Source organism: Mycobacterium sp. BMJ-28 (assembly GCF_054404835.1).
On record NZ_CM136783.1, the window covers coordinates 2,412,837 to 2,429,024 of the forward strand.

14 protein-coding genes and 1 tRNA gene are annotated in these 16,188 nt (G+C 67.6%); 6 read left to right on the plus strand and 9 right to left on the minus strand.

Annotated features, from left to right (window positions below; all coding sequences use genetic code 11):
• Window position 1: 1 nt before the first annotated feature.
• The gene (locus ACXPWS_RS11865; protein WP_458712618.1) at window positions 2–898 is read right to left on the minus strand and encodes a diacylglycerol kinase; all 897 of its coding nucleotides are present in this window, start codon (window positions 896–898) and stop codon (window positions 2–4) included.
• Window positions 895–2,475 (minus strand): FAD-binding oxidoreductase, encoded by a 1,581-nt coding sequence (locus ACXPWS_RS11870; protein WP_458713502.1) that lies wholly within the window; start codon window positions 2,473–2,475, stop codon window positions 895–897. The genes ACXPWS_RS11865 and ACXPWS_RS11870 overlap by 4 nt, the downstream gene beginning before the upstream one ends.
• 41 nt (window positions 2,476–2,516) lie before the next feature.
• Between ACXPWS_RS11870 and ACXPWS_RS11875 the strand changes: the two genes are divergently transcribed.
• Window positions 2,517–3,101, plus strand: coding sequence for a TetR/AcrR family transcriptional regulator (locus tag ACXPWS_RS11875; protein WP_458712619.1), 585 nt, complete (start codon window positions 2,517–2,519; stop codon window positions 3,099–3,101).
• Window positions 3,098–4,606: a glycerol-3-phosphate dehydrogenase/oxidase gene (locus ACXPWS_RS11880; RefSeq protein WP_458712620.1), complete on the plus strand. Its 1,509-nt coding sequence runs from the start codon at window positions 3,098–3,100 to the stop codon at window positions 4,604–4,606. Before ACXPWS_RS11875 ends, ACXPWS_RS11880 begins: the two co-directional genes overlap by 4 nt.
• A 39-nt stretch (window positions 4,607–4,645) precedes the next feature.
• Here the strand turns inward: ACXPWS_RS11880 and ACXPWS_RS11885 are convergent, their stop codons facing one another.
• The 7 genes from ACXPWS_RS11885 to aceE all read right to left on the minus strand — a co-directional run bounded on the left by ACXPWS_RS11885 (window position 4,646) and on the right by aceE (window position 14,198).
• Window positions 4,646–6,067, minus strand: a complete 1,422-nt coding sequence (locus ACXPWS_RS11885) for an acyl-CoA carboxylase subunit beta (protein WP_458712621.1) — start codon at window positions 6,065–6,067, stop codon at window positions 4,646–4,648.
• Between the two features lie 37 nt (window positions 6,068–6,104).
• Window positions 6,105–7,367 carry a 3-oxoacyl-ACP synthase KasB gene (gene kasB, locus ACXPWS_RS11890; RefSeq protein WP_458712622.1) on the minus strand — a complete coding sequence of 421 codons (1,263 nt, stop codon included), beginning with the start codon at window positions 7,365–7,367 and terminating at the stop codon, window positions 6,105–6,107.
• A 23-nt stretch (window positions 7,368–7,390) separates the two neighbouring features.
• Window positions 7,391–8,641 (minus strand): 3-oxoacyl-ACP synthase KasA, encoded by a 1,251-nt coding sequence (kasA, locus tag ACXPWS_RS11895; protein ID WP_458712623.1) that lies wholly within the window; start codon window positions 8,639–8,641, stop codon window positions 7,391–7,393.
• Window positions 8,638–8,931 carry a meromycolate extension acyl carrier protein AcpM gene (acpM, locus tag ACXPWS_RS11900; RefSeq protein WP_458712624.1) on the minus strand — a complete coding sequence of 98 codons (294 nt, stop codon included), beginning with the start codon at window positions 8,929–8,931 and terminating at the stop codon, window positions 8,638–8,640. Before acpM ends, kasA begins: the two co-directional genes overlap by 4 nt.
• A 78-nt stretch (window positions 8,932–9,009) precedes the next feature.
• Complete coding sequence (locus ACXPWS_RS11905) at window positions 9,010–9,915, minus strand: ACP S-malonyltransferase (RefSeq protein ID WP_458712625.1); 906 nt, start codon at window positions 9,913–9,915, stop codon at window positions 9,010–9,012.
• A 128-nt stretch (window positions 9,916–10,043) separates the two neighbouring features.
• Window positions 10,044–11,330, minus strand: coding sequence for a PucR family transcriptional regulator (locus tag ACXPWS_RS11910; RefSeq protein ID WP_458712626.1), 1,287 nt, complete (start codon window positions 11,328–11,330; stop codon window positions 10,044–10,046).
• A gap of 78 nt (window positions 11,331–11,408) precedes the next feature.
• Complete coding sequence (gene aceE / locus ACXPWS_RS11915; protein WP_458712627.1) at window positions 11,409–14,198, minus strand: pyruvate dehydrogenase (acetyl-transferring), homodimeric type; 2,790 nt, start codon at window positions 14,196–14,198, stop codon at window positions 11,409–11,411.
• 145 nt (window positions 14,199–14,343) lie between these two features.
• Here aceE and ACXPWS_RS11920 point away from each other — a divergent pair, with 145 nt between their 5' ends.
• From ACXPWS_RS11920 to ACXPWS_RS11935, 4 genes are all read left to right on the plus strand, one after another.
• Window positions 14,344–14,928 (plus strand): hypothetical protein, encoded by a 585-nt coding sequence (locus ACXPWS_RS11920; RefSeq protein ID WP_458712628.1) that lies wholly within the window; start codon window positions 14,344–14,346, stop codon window positions 14,926–14,928.
• 64 nt (window positions 14,929–14,992) lie between these two features.
• Window positions 14,993–15,442 carry a DUF3052 domain-containing protein gene (locus ACXPWS_RS11925; protein ID WP_458712629.1) on the plus strand — a complete coding sequence of 150 codons (450 nt, stop codon included), beginning with the start codon at window positions 14,993–14,995 and terminating at the stop codon, window positions 15,440–15,442.
• A 79-nt stretch (window positions 15,443–15,521) separates the two neighbouring features.
• Window positions 15,522–15,980 (plus strand): peroxiredoxin, encoded by a 459-nt coding sequence (locus ACXPWS_RS11930; RefSeq protein WP_458712630.1) that lies wholly within the window; start codon window positions 15,522–15,524, stop codon window positions 15,978–15,980.
• A 36-nt stretch (window positions 15,981–16,016) separates the two neighbouring features.
• Window positions 16,017–16,088 (plus strand) — tRNA-Val (locus ACXPWS_RS11935).
• Window positions 16,089–16,188: the final 100 nt, after the last annotated feature.

Below are 16,188 nucleotides of genomic sequence, written 5' to 3' on the forward strand. Positions count from 1 at the left end.
GCTACCCGCGCAGCAGCTTCAGTGCGGCGGGTACCGCCGAGACGGTCACCGGAAGTGGGCAGGCGAAATCACCGTCGGCATAGGCGTTGATCCCGGGGGAGTCGACGTTCACGTTCCTCGCCCGCTTGGTGGTCACCTCGGGCAGGTTGACGTGGGTTCCCTTGAACACCGTCGGGAACAGCCGAATCAGCTTGGTACGGGAGTCGGAGTGCGCCATGGTGATGTCGAGCAGGCCGTCGGTGGGATCCGCGCCAGGGCAGATCAGCATGCCGCCGCCGTAACTGCGCGTATTGCCGAAGGCGGCCAGGGTGAGGTCGGTGGTGATTTCGGGTCCGTCGTCGAACGTGAGCCGGAATGGCAACAACCGCAGCCTGGACAGTTCGGCGACCATCGCGACGTTGTAGCGCATCCGCCCGTGCGGCCAGGTCATCCGATTGGTCCGGTCGCTGACCAGGGAGTCGAACCCGGCCGCCATCACCGTGCCGAACCACTTGACCGTTCCGGCCGCGTCGACGATGCGGCCCAGATCGATGGTCTCGGCCCGGCCGTCGGCCACCACATCCGCCGCGGTCGCGGGATCGTTTGTGGGAATGCCGAATTCGCGGGCGTGGTCGTTGCCGGTGCCCGCCGGGATGATTCCCAGCGGCACGTCACCGAGTGCCAGCGCTTGCAGTGCCACCGAGATGATGCCGTCACCGCCGACCACGACCAGTGCGTCGGTGCCGCGGGCGAGTTCGTCGTCGACCAGCCGGCGGGCGTGCGCGGCATCGGTGCCGACCACCTCGCATACGTCGATACCGCGTTGTTGGAACCGCGCGATGGCGCGCTCGGCGGCGTGTGGTGCATTGCCGTGTCCCGACGCCGGATTGGTCAGGACGGTGACTCTGCTGAGAATCACGGAATCAGCTTGCCGGGATTGAGAATTCCCGCGGGATCGAGCACTGCCTTCACTGCGCGCAGCACCTCGACGCCCAGGTCACCGATCTCATCGCGCATCCACGGGCGGTGGTCGGCGCCGACGGCGTGGTGGTGGGTGATGGTGGCCCCGGTGCGGACCATGGCCGCCGAGGCGGCCGCTTTGGCCGTGCTCCACTGTTCGATCGGATTTCCCCGCTGGGCGGCGACGACGGTGAAGTAGAGCGAGGCGCCGGTGGGGTACACGTGCGAAATGTGACACATCACCAGCGCCGGTGTACCCGATTCGGCCAGCGAAGCGGTCAGTGCCTCGGTGACGGCGGCCTTGACTGCCGCCACGTTCGACCACGACGTCGCGGTCTCCAGCGTCTCGCACAGTGCCCCCGCCGCCAGCAGCGAGTCCCGCAGATAGGGCGCGCCGAACCGGCCGTGTTCCCAGGCTTTGGCGGGTGCTTCGCCCAGCGAGGTGCCGCCCCGGGCTGCCAGCACCGCGCGGGTCTCGGCGTGCCTGCTCTCGGTATGCGCCGCCGATCCCTCGAACACCGTGATGGCCAGGCACCCGCCGGTGAGGCTCTGCTCGCCGATGCGTTCGGTGGTGGCCAGATTGACGCCGGTCTCCACCTCGTCGGACAGCCGGATCACGGTGGGGCCGGTGCCGGTCTGGGTGACCGCGCGCAACGCGGCGGCGCCGGTGCCGAAATCCGGGAACGACCATGCTTCGTAGCGGGTGGTCTCGGGCACCGGGTGTACTCGCACCCGCACGGCGGTGATCACCCCGAAGACGCCTTCCGATCCCATCAAGAGCTGGCGTAGATCGGGCCCGGCCGCCGAGGCGGGCGCCCGGCCCAGATCCAGGACGCCGGCCGGGGTGACGGCGCGCAATCCGCGGACCATGTCGTCGAAGCGGCCGTAGCCGGCGGAGTCCTGCCCCGACGATCGGGTGGCGGCGAACCCGCCGATGGTGGCGAATTGGAAGCTCTGCGGGAAGTGTCCGAGGGAGAAGCCGTGCTCGCCGAGTAGGCGTTCGGCGTCCGGTCCGGTCACCCCGGCCTGCAACACCGCCTCACCCGACACCTCGTCGAGGCCGAGTAACGCGTCCAGTCGGCGCAGGTCCAGCGACACCACCGCGGCGAACTCACCGCGGTCCGGGTCCAGCCCACCGACCACGCTGGTGCCGCCGCCGAACGGGACGACGGCGATGCGGTGCTCGACGCAGAAGGTCAGGATTGCCGCGATCTCCTCGTCGGTGCCGGGCAGCAATACCGCATCGGGCGCATCCTGCTCGCGGTTGTCGTTGCGCCGCAACAGATCCAGGGTGGACTTGCCGCCGGCCCGCAGTAACCGGTCCTGATCGTCGAGGCGGCAGTGTGCGGCGCCGACGATGGCCGCCAGTGCGTCGCGGTCGGCGTCCGTCAGCCGGGACGGGCGCAGCGTCACCTGCTCGGCGGTGAGCGGGGCCGCGGTCGATTCTTCGATGCCCAACGCCTGCTTGAGGAGGGCCCGGATGCCGTCGGACAACGGCTTGGCGGCCGCGGGGTCACCCCAGGCGTTCCATTTCATCGGGGGCAACAACGAGTGCGTCATGCGTTACAGTATTACATATGATGTCAATCAGTAACGATGACAGCGGGGAGTCGCTGGCCGAGCGGATCCTCGATGCCGCCGCCAGCTGCGTGCTGGCCTACGGGATTGACCGGGTGACACTGGCCGAGATCGCCCGCCGGGCCGGGGTGAGCCGGCCGACCGTCTACCGGCGCTGGCCCGATACCAAGTCGATCCTGGCCGCGCTGCTGACCGCGCGGATCACCCGTGTCCTGGTGGACGTGGGGGACACCGGCGAGGGCCGGGAGGCGCTGGTGGCGCGCATGGTGGCGGTGGCCCAGCGCCTGCGCCATGACGACATCGTGATGTCGGTGCTGCACTCCGCGCCCGACCTGGCCATGGTGTACATCGCCGAGCGCCTGGGCACCAGCCAGCAGATCCTGATCGACGCGCTCGCCGGCCAGCTCAAGCTGGCTCAGGAGCACGGCAGTGTGCGGGCCGGCGATCCCCGGCAACTGGCCGCGATGTGCCTGCTGATCACCCAGTCGGCGGTGCAGTCCGCGCAGATGGTGGCACCGATCCTGGATTCCGGCGCGCTGGCCGTCGAACTCGAACACTCGCTGAACGGATACCTGAAACCATGACGACCGCCCTCAACGCCGCCCGTCGTCGGGCCGAACTCGCCGCGCTCGCCGACACCGCACTGATCGACGTCGTCGTGATCGGCGGCGGCATCACCGGTGCCGGTATCGCACTCGATGCGGCCAGCCGCGGCCTGTCCGTCGTGCTGCTGGAGAAACACGATCTGGCGTTCGGCACCAGCCGGTGGAGCTCCAAGCTGGTGCACGGCGGCTTGCGCTATCTGGCTACCGGCAATGTCGGCATCGCCCGGCGCAGCGCCGTGGAACGCGGAATCTTGATGTCGCGCAACGCTCCTCATCTGGTGAAGGCGATGCCGCAGCTGGTGCCGTTGCTGCCGTCGATGGGCCGGGCGTCGCGGGCGTTGGTGCGCGCCGGTTTCGCCGCGGGTGACGGCCTGCGCAAGTTGGCCGGCACCCCCGCCTCGATCCTGCCCCGGTCGGCCCGGGTCGATGCCACCCGGGCGATCGAGCTCGCGCCGGCCGTGCGCCGGGACGGCCTCGACGGCGGACTGCTGGCCTATGACGGGCAGCTGATCGACGACGCCCGTTTGGTCACCGCCGTCGCGCGCACCGCGGCCGGGCACGGGGCGGTCATCCTCACCCGGGTCCGCGCCTCCGCGGCCACCGGAACCTCGGTCACCCTGACCGATGAGCTGACCGGCGAATCGTTCGAACTGGGCGCCCGCGCCGTCATCAACGCCGCCGGCGTCTGGGCCGGCGAAGTGGACTCATCCATCAAGCTGCGGCCCAGTCGGGGCGCCCATCTGGTGTTCGACGCGGCGGCCTTTGGCAATCCCGCTGCGGCACTGACCATTCCGATCCCCGGTGAGCTGAACCGGTTCGTGTTCGCGATGCCCGAACAGCTCGGCCGGGTGTACCTCGGGCTGACCGACGAAGAGGCGCCAGGACCGATTCCCGATGTACCGCAGGCCACCGACGCGGAGGTGACTTTTCTGCTGGATACCGTCAACACCGCCTTACAGACCGCGTTGGGTGCCAAGGACGTGCTCGGGTCGTACGCGGGTCTGCGGCCACTGATCGACACCGGCGAGGGCCGCACCGCCGACGTCTCCCGCGAGCATGCGGTCACCGAGTCGCCGTCCGGCGTGTTCAGCGTGATCGGCGGCAAGCTCACCGAATACCGCTACATGGCCGAGGACGTACTGGACCGGGCGGTCGCGGCGCGCGGCATCGCGGCGGCGCCATGCCGCACCCGGAATCTGCCGCTGGTCGGCGCCACCTCGGCAACCGTTGCGGGACTGCCATTTTCGCTGGTCGCCCGGTTCGGTGCAGAAGCGACCGAGGTGCTCGCGGGGGCGAACTGCGCCCAGCCCGCCGAACCAGTGGCCGACGGCATCGATGTGCTGCGGGCGGAGTTCGAGTTCGCGGTCACCCACGAGGGCGCACTGACCGCGGACGACATCCTGGATCGCCGGACCCGGATCGGGCTGGTGGCCGCCGACCGCGAACGCGCCGCGGCGGTGGCCGAGGAGTTCGTTTCCGGCTGAATTCGAGTACGCCGAAAGGCCAGTTATCGCGGTGGAGGTTTACAGCGGGATGTTCTTGTGCCGGCCGCGTCGCTGCGGGGCCTCGGCCAGTGCCTGGGTGAGCACGCTGCGGGTGTGGGCGGGATCGATCTTGGCATCCACCACACCGATTTCGATGGCACTGTCGACGCCACCGGCGATGCGCTCGTGCTCGGCAGCCAACTCCTCGTGCAGGGCCTCGCGCTCGGCATCCGGTGCGGCGGCCAGCTTGCGCTTGTGCAGGATGCCGACGGCGGCCTTGGCGCCCATCACGGCGACCTCGGCGTCCGGCCAGGCGAACACCTTGGTGGCGTTCAGCGAACGGGAGTTCATCGCGATGTAGGCGCCGCCGTAGATCTTGCGGGTGACCAGGGTGACGCGCGGGACGGTGGCCTCACCGAACGCGTGCAGCAGCTTGGCGCCGCGGCGCACCACACCGCCCCATTCCTGGTCCACACCGGGCAGGTAGCCGGGCACGTCCACGATGACGACCAGAGGGATGCCGAACGCGTCGCACAACCGCACGAAACGTGCTGACTTCTCGGCACTTTCGGAGTTCAGGCAGCCGCCGAGGCGCAGCGGATTGTTGGCGATGACGCCGACGCTGCGGCCGGCCAGCCGGCCCAGGCCGACCACGATGGACGGGGCCCAGCGGGACTGGAACTCCTCGAACGGGACACCCTCATCGAGCAGCGCCTCGACGATGGGGTGCACGTCGTAGGCACGCCGTGCGGATTCGGGCATCAGGGCTTTGAGGTCGGTGTCGCCGGCCTCGGCCTTGCTGCGGTCGAAATGGCCTTGCTGGCAGAACAATCCGACCAGGCGGCGACCGCGCTCGTAAGCGTCCAGCTCGTCATCGGCGACGATGTGGCACACCCCGGACTTCTTGTGGTGGGCCTCCGGGCCGCCCAGGGACACCATGTCGACGTCCTCGCCGGTGACACTGCGGACCACGTCCGGACCGGTGACGAAGACCTTGCTGTCCGGCGCCATCACGATGACGTCGGTCAGGGCGGGGCCGTAGGCGGCGCCGCCGGCCGCGAAGCCGACGACCACCGAGATCTGCGGGATGTAGCCCGACGCCCGGATCATGGCCTCGAACACCAGTCCCACAGCGTGCAGGGCTTTGACGCCCTCGGCCAGTCGCGCGCCGCCGGAATGCCAGATGCCCACGATCGGCGACTGCTCCTCGATGGCGACGTCGTAGGCGTTCACGATGTGCGCGCAGCCCTCGATGCCCATCGCACCGCCCATCACGGTGCCGTCGGTGCAGAACGCGATGGTGCGCACACCGTTGACGGTGCCCGCGGCGCCCAGCACACCGGACTTGTCGCGTTCGTGCAGCAATTCCACGGTGCCGTCGTCGAAGAACGCCGACAACCGCAACAGCGGGTCGCGAGGATCAAGGGATTCGGCTGCTGCCTCGGGGGCCATGGTCGTCATCTGTGATGTTCTCCTTGATCTCGCGGTGAGCGCGATGTCAGTACTTGCCGAAGGCGAGAGCGACGTTGTGCCCGCCGAATCCGAACGAATTGTTGATTGCGTATTGGTAATCGCCGTACCGCGGTTCGCCGGCCACCACATCGAGGTCGATCTCCGGATCCAGGTTCTTCAGATTCAGAGTGGGCGGTACGACGCCGTCACGCAAGGCGAGCACGGTGAGGATCGACTCGACGGCGCCGACGGCACCGACCGAGTGCCCCAGCGCCGACTTGGGTGCGTATATCGCCGGGCGGTGCCCGGCCATCGCGTTGTTGATGGCCCGGCCCTCGGCGACGTCGCCGACATTGGTGCCGGTGGCATGGGCGTTGATGTGGTCGATGTCGGTGGGCTGCAGTCCGGCCAGCTGGACGGCACGGGTCATGGCGTAACCGGCTTGTTCACCGTTGGGGTCCGGCGCGACGATGTGATAGCCGTCGGAGGTGACGCTCGCGCCCATGATGCGGGCCAGGATATTGGCGCCGCGAGCCTTCGCGTGTTCCTCCGTCTCGATGACCAGCAGGGCGCCGGCCTCGCCGAACACGAACCCGTTGCGGTCCTTGTCGAACGGGCGACATGCCCCCGCGGGATCGTCGTTGGTGGTCGACAAGACGATGCGCATCTGGGCGAAACCGGCGATCGGCACCGCCTCGATCTGCGTTTCGACGCCGCCGCAGATGGCGATGTCGGCCTCACCGAGCACGATGTTGCGCCACGCGTTGGCGATCGCCTCCGAACCCGAGGCGCACGCCGAGATCAGGGTGCTGACCCCGGCCTTGGCCTTGCGCTCGAGCCCGATGGCCGCGGCGGCGCCGTTGGGCATGTACATCTGCACGACGAGAGGGGAGACGGCCTTGAGGCCGCGCTCCCGCATCCCGTCGTAGGCGAACAGCAGCTCCTCGGTGGAGCCCATACCGGTACCGACGGAGACCATCAGCCGGCGGGCGTCCACCTCGGGTGCACCTGCGTTGTCCCAGACGCGACGGCCCAAGACCGTCGCCATCTTTTGTAGGTATGACAGGCGCCTCTTCTCGACGCGGGTCAGATCTTCCTCGAAATCCTCATGGAGATGTCCACCGATGCGGACCGGAAGGTCGTACTGCTCGATGAACGGATCATCGAGCTTTCGGATGCCGCTCTGTCCGTCGAGCAGCTTCTTCCAGGTGTCTTCAGCATCGGTTGCCAGCGCCGTCGACATCGCGATGCCGGTGACGACGACGTTGGGCAGACCGTTCCCCGTGGAGATACCGGTGAATCCCGCCATTGCCGAGTCGTTCCTTTCCTGCCTTAATACCGCCCGAAGGCCAGTGCCACATTGTGGCCACCGAACCCGAACGAGTTGTTGATGGCGTACTGATATTCGCCGTATCGAGGCTCACCTGCGACGACATCGAGATCGATCTCGGGGTCAGGCGTCTCGTAGTTGAGCGTCGGGGGGATGACGCCGTCGCGCAGTGCCAGCACCGTCAGGATGGATTCCAGGGCGCCGACGGCACCGATGGAGTGACCCAGTGCGCCCTTGGGTGCGTACACCGCGGCATGCTCCACCCCGGCGACCCGCAGCGCGTTGGCCTCCGCGGTGTCACCGATCGGAGTGGCCGTGGCGTGCGCGTTGACGTGGTCGATGTCCTTGGCGGACAGACCGGCGGTCTCCAGTGCGCGCTTGATCGCGGCACCGGCCCGCAGGCCATCCGGTGCCGGAGCGACCATGTGGAACGCATCGGAGGTGATACCCGCGCCGAGCACGCGGGCCAGCGGCTTGGCGCCACGAGCCTTGGCGTGTTCCTCGGTTTCGAGGATCAGCACCGCGCCGGCCTCGCCGAACACGAACCCGTCGCGGTCCTTGTCGAACGGACGCGAGGCCCCGGTCGGATCGTCGTTGCGGGTGGACATGGCGCGCATCATCGAGAACGCCGCGATCGGCAGCGCCTCGATACCGCCCTCGACACCACCGCAGACGGCGATGTCGGCGTCACCCATGACGAGCTGACGCCATGCGTGGGCGATGGCCTCCGAGCCCGACGAACACGCCGAGACCGGAGTGATGACGCCGGCACGGGCCCCGAGTTCGAGGCCGATGACGGCGGCGGCGCCGTTGGGCATGATCATCTGGACTGCCAGCGGCGACACCTTGCGGGGGCCGCCTTCGTTCATCGCGTCGTAGGTCTCGACGATCTTCTCGCCGCCGCCGAGGCCGGTGCCGATCACGACCGAGAAACGGTCGGGATCGACCTCCGGCCGGCCGGCGGTGTCCCACAACTGGTTACCGATGTACTTGGCCATCCGCTGGACATACGACATACGCCGCATCTCCAGCCGGGTCATCTTTTCGTCGAGGTTCTCGACGAGGTGGCCGCCGATGCGAACGGGAAGGTCCCACTTGGTGACGAAATCGTCCTCGAGGACGCGGATACCGCTCTCGCCGGCCAGCAGGCCCTTCCACGTGCTCTCGATGTCCGCCGCGATGGAAGTAGTCGCCGTAACGGCGGTCACCACAACGCTGGGGAAACCGCCGTTAGCAGTGGAAGGCCTGGTCACTTCGTGAACTTATCGCGCAGCGCGGCAGCGGCCTCGGGGTTCTCTTCCTCGAGCTTCTGGATGTAGCCGACGACGTCGCCGACGGTGCGCAGGCCGGCCAGGTCCTCGTCCGGGATCTTCACGCCGTACTTGTCCTCGGTCTGCACGGCGATCTCCACCATCGACAGCGAGTCGATGTCCAGGTCGTCGACGAAGCTCTTCTCCAGGGTCACCTCGGAAGGCTCGATACCGGTGACCTCTTCGATGATCTCGGCGAGACCGGCGATGATTTCTTCTTGACTGGCGGCCACAATGGCTCCTTCTATTTCGGTTACTCACTCCGGCTGTCGGAGTGTGGGTAGAACGACTTCAGGTTGTTCGTTTCCGGGTCAGAGCTCGGCGAGCCCGTCCAAGTCAGCGGGCGCCTTCACGGCGTGTGTCGGCGTGCCCTTCAGTTCGCGCTTGGCGATGCCGACGAGCGTGCCCGCGGGCGGGAACTCGACGATCGCCTTCACCTGCAGGCCCCGCAGGGTCTCGTTGCACAGGTCCCAGCGCACGGGCCGGGTCATCTGGGCGACCAGCTTGGCCATCGCGTCGGCGGCGTCGGCCACGGGCTGACCGTCGGCGTTGGACAGCAGGGTGGCGGTCGGCTCGGCGGCGGCGACCTTCACGGCCGCGGCGGCGTAGCCCTCGGCGGCAGGCGCCATGTAGTGGGTATGGAAGGCGCCCGCGGTGGCCAGCACCCGGACCCGGGCCTTGGCCGGTGGATCCTCGGCGAGCTTCTCCAGCGCGGCGATCGCGCCGGCGGCCACGATTTGGCCGGCGGCGTTGCGGTTGGCGGGGACGAGGTCAAAACGAGCCAGGGCTTCAAGTACAGCGGCCTCGTCGCCGCCGAGCACGGCGGCCATGCCGGTGGGCTCCAGGGCGCAGGCCTTGGCCATCTCGGCGCCGCGGGTGGCGGCCAGGGCCACCGCGTCGTCGGCGGAGATGACGCCGGCGATGGCGTAGGCGGCAATCTCGCCGACCGAGTGACCGGCGACGACCAGATCGTCGTCGATCAGGCCGCGGCGGGTGAGTTCTTCGTGGGCCAGCAGCGTCGCGGCCACCACCAGCGGCTGGGTCACCGCGGTATCGGTGATCTCCTCGGCGCCGGCGGTGGTGCCGAGCCGGGCCAGGTCCAGTCCGCTGATCTTCGACCACGTCGCGACACGCTCATCGGCCCCGGGCAGTTCCAGCCAAGGGGTGAGCATTCCGGGGGTCTGGGATCCCTGTCCGGGAGCAAGCATTGCAAGCACGGCTCTAAGAGAACACTGTGAAGCGCCCTCCGCGCCGTGTAAGAGATTATGAACCTTGTCTTATTCTTTTGTGGAGTTTCCACAAAAGGGCACGTGACGCGACCTGGTCGAGACCAACTTGCGATCCGTCACATCGGAAACTGGCTGCCAGACTTCGCCGATTGGATGATCTGCGCCCCGTTCGGACCGCCGTTTGGCGCGATGAAGTGGCCTGTGTCGCGCCGCAGGCGGCCCACTGTGGTGGCCACCCTCAGCACGTACGCGTCCCGCGGCACCGTGGGATCGCGACCGGTGAAGTCGGTGATCCGCTTCAATCGGTAGCGGACGGTGTTTGGATGAACCGTCAATCTGCGGGCGCAGGCCTCGATGGCGCCGCCGGAATCCAGGTAGGCGTCCAGGGTGAGCGTCAACGCGGGATCGGCGTCCCCGAGTGGGCGCATCACCTCGGTCTCCAGCGCGGCCAACGCCATCGCGTCACCCAACAGGGCCCGTTCGGGCAATAGTTCGCGGGCATGCACCGGTCGCGGCGCCCCGCCCCAGCCGGTGACGGCACGCATCCCGGAGATGGCCTCGGTGGCGCTGCGGTACAGCGTCGTCAGGCTCGGCGCGGTGGGGCCGATCACCACCGGGCCGTCGCCGAACACCTTCATCAGTTCGGCCAGGAAACGCTCGGTCGGAGACAGCGAGCCCGAAACGATGGTGACCAGCCAGGTGCCGTGCACATCCGACAATGCGGTGCGGCCGCTGCGCAACGCCACATCGTGCACATCGCCGCTGGCGAGGTCGAGCCGGTCCGGTTTGGGATAGCCCACGATGACCGTCGCGGGTGCGGTGGCGTCCCAGTTCAGGGCGGCCGCCTGGGACTGCAGGGCCGGGCCGGTGTCCCCGCGCACCACCGCGTCGACGATGTTGGCCTCCATCCGGCTGTCCCAGGCGCCGCGCGCCTCGGCCTGGTCGGCGTAGGCGGTGGCGGCGGCGAACGCCAGGTCACGGCTGTAACGCAGGATGCCCGCGGTCAGCGCGGTGAGCTGCTCGTCGGTGCGGGCCAGCAGCGGCACGACTTCCTCGAAGAACTCCATGGTGACACGCACCATCTCGACGGATTGGCGCAGCGCGACACGTCTGCGCAGGTCCTGCGGGACGACCTCGAAGGCCTGGGCGGTGTAGCTGACGTCGCTGCTGGGATCGCGCATCCACTCGACGAAGTTGATGACGGCGGTCTGCACCACCAGCTGCACGCTGGCGCGTTGGGAGGCTTCCATGGAGGCGAAGAACGGCAGCCGTTCTTCCAGTGCGTGCACGGCCTCGGTGGCCAGCCGGCCCGAGTACTGCTTGAGCCGGCGCAGCGCGGACTCCGGCACGCTCTGCAGAACGTCGAGCGTCGAAGCAGGCGGAACGGTGCGCTTGTCGGGCATCTATAAAATCTACGCCCTCTTTTTGTGGGATTTGTGGAGCGTCAGCCGTAAGGGTTACGGCTGACGCTCCACAGATCGTTAAGCGCTGCCGGTGTCGGCGTAGGACACGCCGGCGGCCAAGACGTCGTCGATGCGGTATTCCTTGGCGGCCGCGACGGCCACCGACGGGTCGATCTCGCCGTCACGGGCGAGTGCTTCCAGCACGGCCACCACCACCGACTCGGCGTCGGTGTTGAAGTAGCGCCGCGCGGCCGGGCGGGTGTCGGAGAAGCCGAACCCGTCGGTGCCCAGCGTGACGTAGGTGTTAGGCACCCATGGCCGGATCTGCTCGGGTACCGCCCGCATCCAGTCCGAGACCGCTACCACCGGACCGGAGGTCGCGCTCAGCGCCTGCGTGACGTAGGCGGTCTTGGCCGGCTCGTCGGGATGGCGCAGCCGGTGCTTCTCCACCGCCACTCCGTCGCGGTTGAGTTCACCCCAGCTGGTCACCGACCAGACGTCCGCGGCCACATCCCAGTCGGCCGCGAGCAGGTCGGCCGCCCGCAGCGCTTCCGGCATGGTCACGCCGGAAGTCAGGATCTGCGCGGTGCTGGTGCGTTTCTCGGCCGCCGCCCGATACCGGTAGATGCCCTTGAGCAGACCTTCGGGGTCGAAGTTCTCGGGCTCGGCGGGCTGCACGTACGGCTCGTTGTAGATGGTGATGTAGTAGAAAATGTTCTCCGGATTCTCGCCGTACATCCGCTGCAGACCGTTCTCGATGATGTAGGCGATCTCGTAGGCGAAGGCCGGGTCATAGGTCACCGCGGCCGGATTGGTCGACGCGAGCAGCAGCGAATGCCCGTCGGCGTGCTGAAGTCCTTCGCCGGTCAGAGTGGTGCGGCCGGCGGTGGCACCCAGCACGAACCCCTTGGCCATCTGGTCGGCTGCCGCCCACAGGCCGTCTCCGGTGCGCTGGAACCCGAACATCGAATAGAAGATGTAGATCGGGATCATCGTGAGGTTGTGGGTGGAATACGACGTGCCGACCGCGGTGAACGACGCCGTCGAACCGGCCTCGTTGATGCCCTCGTGCAGGATCTGGCCGACTTCGGATTCCTTGTAGGCCAACATCAATTCGGAGTCCACCGCGGTGTAGAGCTGCCCGTTGCGGTTGTAGATCTTCAGGCTGGGGAACCACGAGTCCATGCCGAACGTGCGCGCCTCGTCCGGGATGATCGGGACGACCCGCGGGCCGATTTCTTTGTCCCGCAACAGTTCTTTGAGAGTGCGCACGGTGGCCATGGTGGTGGCCACGGCTTGCGTACCCGAACCCTTCTTCAACGGTTTGTAGGCATCGCGACCGGGCAGGTTCAGCGCCTTGGTCTTGGTGCGCCGCTCGGGCAGGAAGCCGCCCAGGGTGCGCCGGCGGTCCAGCAGGTACCGGATCTCCGGGGCGTTGGGCCCGGGGTGGTAGTACGGCGGCAGGTATGGGTCCTTTTCCAGGTCGGCATCGGAAACCGGTACCCGGGTGACGTCGCGGAAGGCTTTGAGGTCTTCCAGCGCAAGCTTTTTCATCTGGTGGGTGGCGTTGCGGCCCTCGAAGTGATGGCCCAGCGTGTAGCCCTTGATGGTCTTGGCCAGGATGATCGTCGGCTGGCCCTTGTGCTCCATGGCTGCCCGGTAGGCGGCGTAGAGCTTGCGGTAGTCGTGCCCGCCGCGCTTGAGGTTCCAGATCTCGTTGTCGGTCATCGGATCGACGAGGGCCTTGGTGCGCGGGTCGCGACCGAAGAAGTGGTCGCGCACGTAGGCGCCGTCGTTGGCCTTGTAGGTCTGGTAGTCACCGTCGGGCGTGGTGTTCATCAGGTTCACCAGTGCGCCGTCGCGGTCGGCGTGCAGCAGCGCGTCCCATTCGCGGCCCCACACCACCTTGATGACGTTCCAGCCGGCGCCGCGGAAGAACGACTCCAGTTCCTGGATGATCTTGCCGTTGCCGCGCACCGGTCCGTCCAGGCGCTGCAGGTTGCAGTTGACCACGAAGGTCAGGTTGTCCAGCGCCTCGTTGGCGGCCACCTGGATCAGGCCGCGGCTTTCCGGCTCGTCCATCTCGCCGTCGCCCAGGAACGCCCACACGTGTTGATCCGAGGTGTCCTTGAGGCCGCGGTCGTGCAGGTAGTGGTTGAACCGCGCCTGGTAGATGGCGTTCATCGGGCCCAGGCCCATCGACACCGTGGGGAACTCCCAGAAGTCCGGCATCAGGCGCGGGTGCGGGTAGGACGGCAGGCCGCCGCCGGCGTGACTGTGCTCCTGGCGGAAACCGTCCAACTGGTCGGTGGTTAACCGGCCTTCCAGGAAGGCGCGGGCGTACATGCCGGGGGAGGCGTGGCCCTGGACGAAGATCTGATCGCCGCCGCCGGGGTGCGACTTACCCCGGAAGAAGTGGTTGAAACCGACCTCGTACAGCGACGCCGACGAGGCGTAAGTCGAAATATGGCCGCCGACACCGACTCCCGGCCGCTGCGCGCGGTGCACCATGATGGCGGCGTTCCACCGGATCCAGGCCCGGTAGCGGCGCTCCACGTCCTCGTCACCGGGGAACCACGGCTCCAGTTCGGTGGGGATGGTGTTCACGTAGTCGGTGGACGTCAGCGCCGGAATGGCGACGTGCTTCTCCCGTGAGCGTTCCAGCAGGCGCAACATCAGATAGCGCGCGCGGGCGGACCCGTGCCGGTCCAGCATGTCGTCGAAGGACTCCAGCCATTCGGCGGTCTCATCGGGGTCGATATCGGGTAGGTAGGACGCAACTCCTTCTCGGATCACTCGGACCCGATCGGGTTCGCCTGCGGTACCAGAGTTTTGGGCCAGGTCTTGGCGCGCGAACTCGGTGGTCAACTGGGCTCCTCGGTTGGCGGTGCTGTGTAGTGCTGTTGCTTGTGGCATCACTATCGTGCCCCTATCGTGCCGCAGATCACCAGGCAGGGTGGCCTAGCGCGATGATCGGGCGATCGCTGATCGGAACCGGTAACGTCTGGCAACGATGCGCAAAAGTGGGCGGGGGTCGTCGGTGTGGATGCGGCTGCGAATCGCGGCCCTGATCGTGGGTTGCCTGGCGGCGTTGGCGATGCTCGCCGTCGGCTGCACAAGCGTTACCAGCGGTACCGTCACAGTCGATAAGGCCGACGCGCCGGTGTACCGGGCGTCGGTGTCGGCTTCGGCCGCCGAATCGGCGGAAAGTTCAAGCTCCAAGGAGTCCGAGCGCCAGGAGTCGATCACCACCAGCGCCATCCACGACTCGTGCGAGGCGCTGAGTACCAGCAGCGTGGACGCGATCAGCGCGGTGAACGACTACGTCGGCGCGTACAACGAGAACGGCGACATCGCGGGCGCGGCGCGTCCGGCCATCGATGCGCTCAACCACAGCGCCGATGTGGTGGAGCGAAGCCTGTCCGACCCGCTGGGCCCGGATCTGCGGGGCTCGCTGACCGAATGGGTGACCGCGGGGCGGGCGCTGGCGACGGCGATTGCGGGCGATATCGGGCCCGACGCATTCAACGATGCGGTCGGCCGCCTCAACGATGCGAAGACCGCCGCGTTGGACATGTGCGATAAGGCATATCGTTAAACCTTGCCACCAAGTCTCGGTTGACAGGCCCCGGCGTGCGAATATAGGCCGAGCGCACTCGAGAATGGCTGAAGGAGGACTCACTGTGGTCGCGGCGGGGACGGACTCTGACCCGAATTACGCCCTTAAACTGGGCATCGAGAAGGATCAGGTCGTCCAGGAACTGGGGTGGGACGAAGATTCTGACGACGATATCCGGGCCGACATCGAGGATGCCTGTGGTGGCGAACTGCTCGATGAGGACTCCGATGAGGTCGTTGACGTGGTGCTGCTGTGGTGGCGCGACGATGACGGCGACCTGGTGGACCGGTTGATGGACGCCATCACACCGCTGGCCGACGACGGTGTCATCTGGGTGGTGACCCCGAAGACGGGCAAGCCCGGTCACGTCCAGCCGGCCGAGATTGCCGAGTCGGCGCCGACCGCGGGGTTGATGCAGACCTCGTCGGCGAACCTGGGCAACTGGATCGCCAGCCGGCTGGTGCAACCGAAGTCCAAGGCGAAGAGCAGATAGTTCGCTCGTCGCCGAGATCGCAGTTATTGCGGCTCCCACTCGCACTTCCGCGCCACAACTGCAATGTCGCGGTGAGTCGATGTTGAGTGTCGGGGCGCCTGCGCCCGACTTCACCCTCACAAACCAGCACGGCCAGCCCGTCACCTTGTCGGGGTTTCGCGGCCGCAACGTGCTGCTGGTGTTCTTCCCGCTGGCCTTCACCCCGATCTGCGCGGGGGAGCTGGGCGAGATCCGGGACCATCCCGAGGTGTACGACACCGCCGACACCGTCACGCTGGCCATCTCGGTGGGGCCGCCGCCGACGCACAAGGTGTGGGCCGCGCAGAGTGGGTTCACCTTCGGGCTGCTGTCGGACTTCTGGCCGCACGGGGCGGTGGCCCAGCAGTACGGGGTGTTCAATGCGAAGTCGGGCTTCGCCGACCGCGGCACCTTCGCGATCGACCGGTCCGGGCTCATCCGGTTCGCCGAATGCAAACAGCCCGGTGAGGTGCGTGACGCCGCGGTCTGGCGGGACTCGCTGGCCGCTTTACGGATTTAGTACTGGCCATCGCGGGCGTGTAGCGTGCTCGCGACGGGGCGCGTAGCTCAGTGGTAGAGCTCTGGTTTTACACACCAGCGGTCGGCGGTTCGATACCGTCCGCGCCCACTATTAGGACTCGTGGTCAGAGGGTTTGGCCCGGTTTCGCAAAAGCCCCCCGTTGTGCCAAGGGGACTGCCCCGGGTTCGGTTGACTCGCGGGGTGTGAA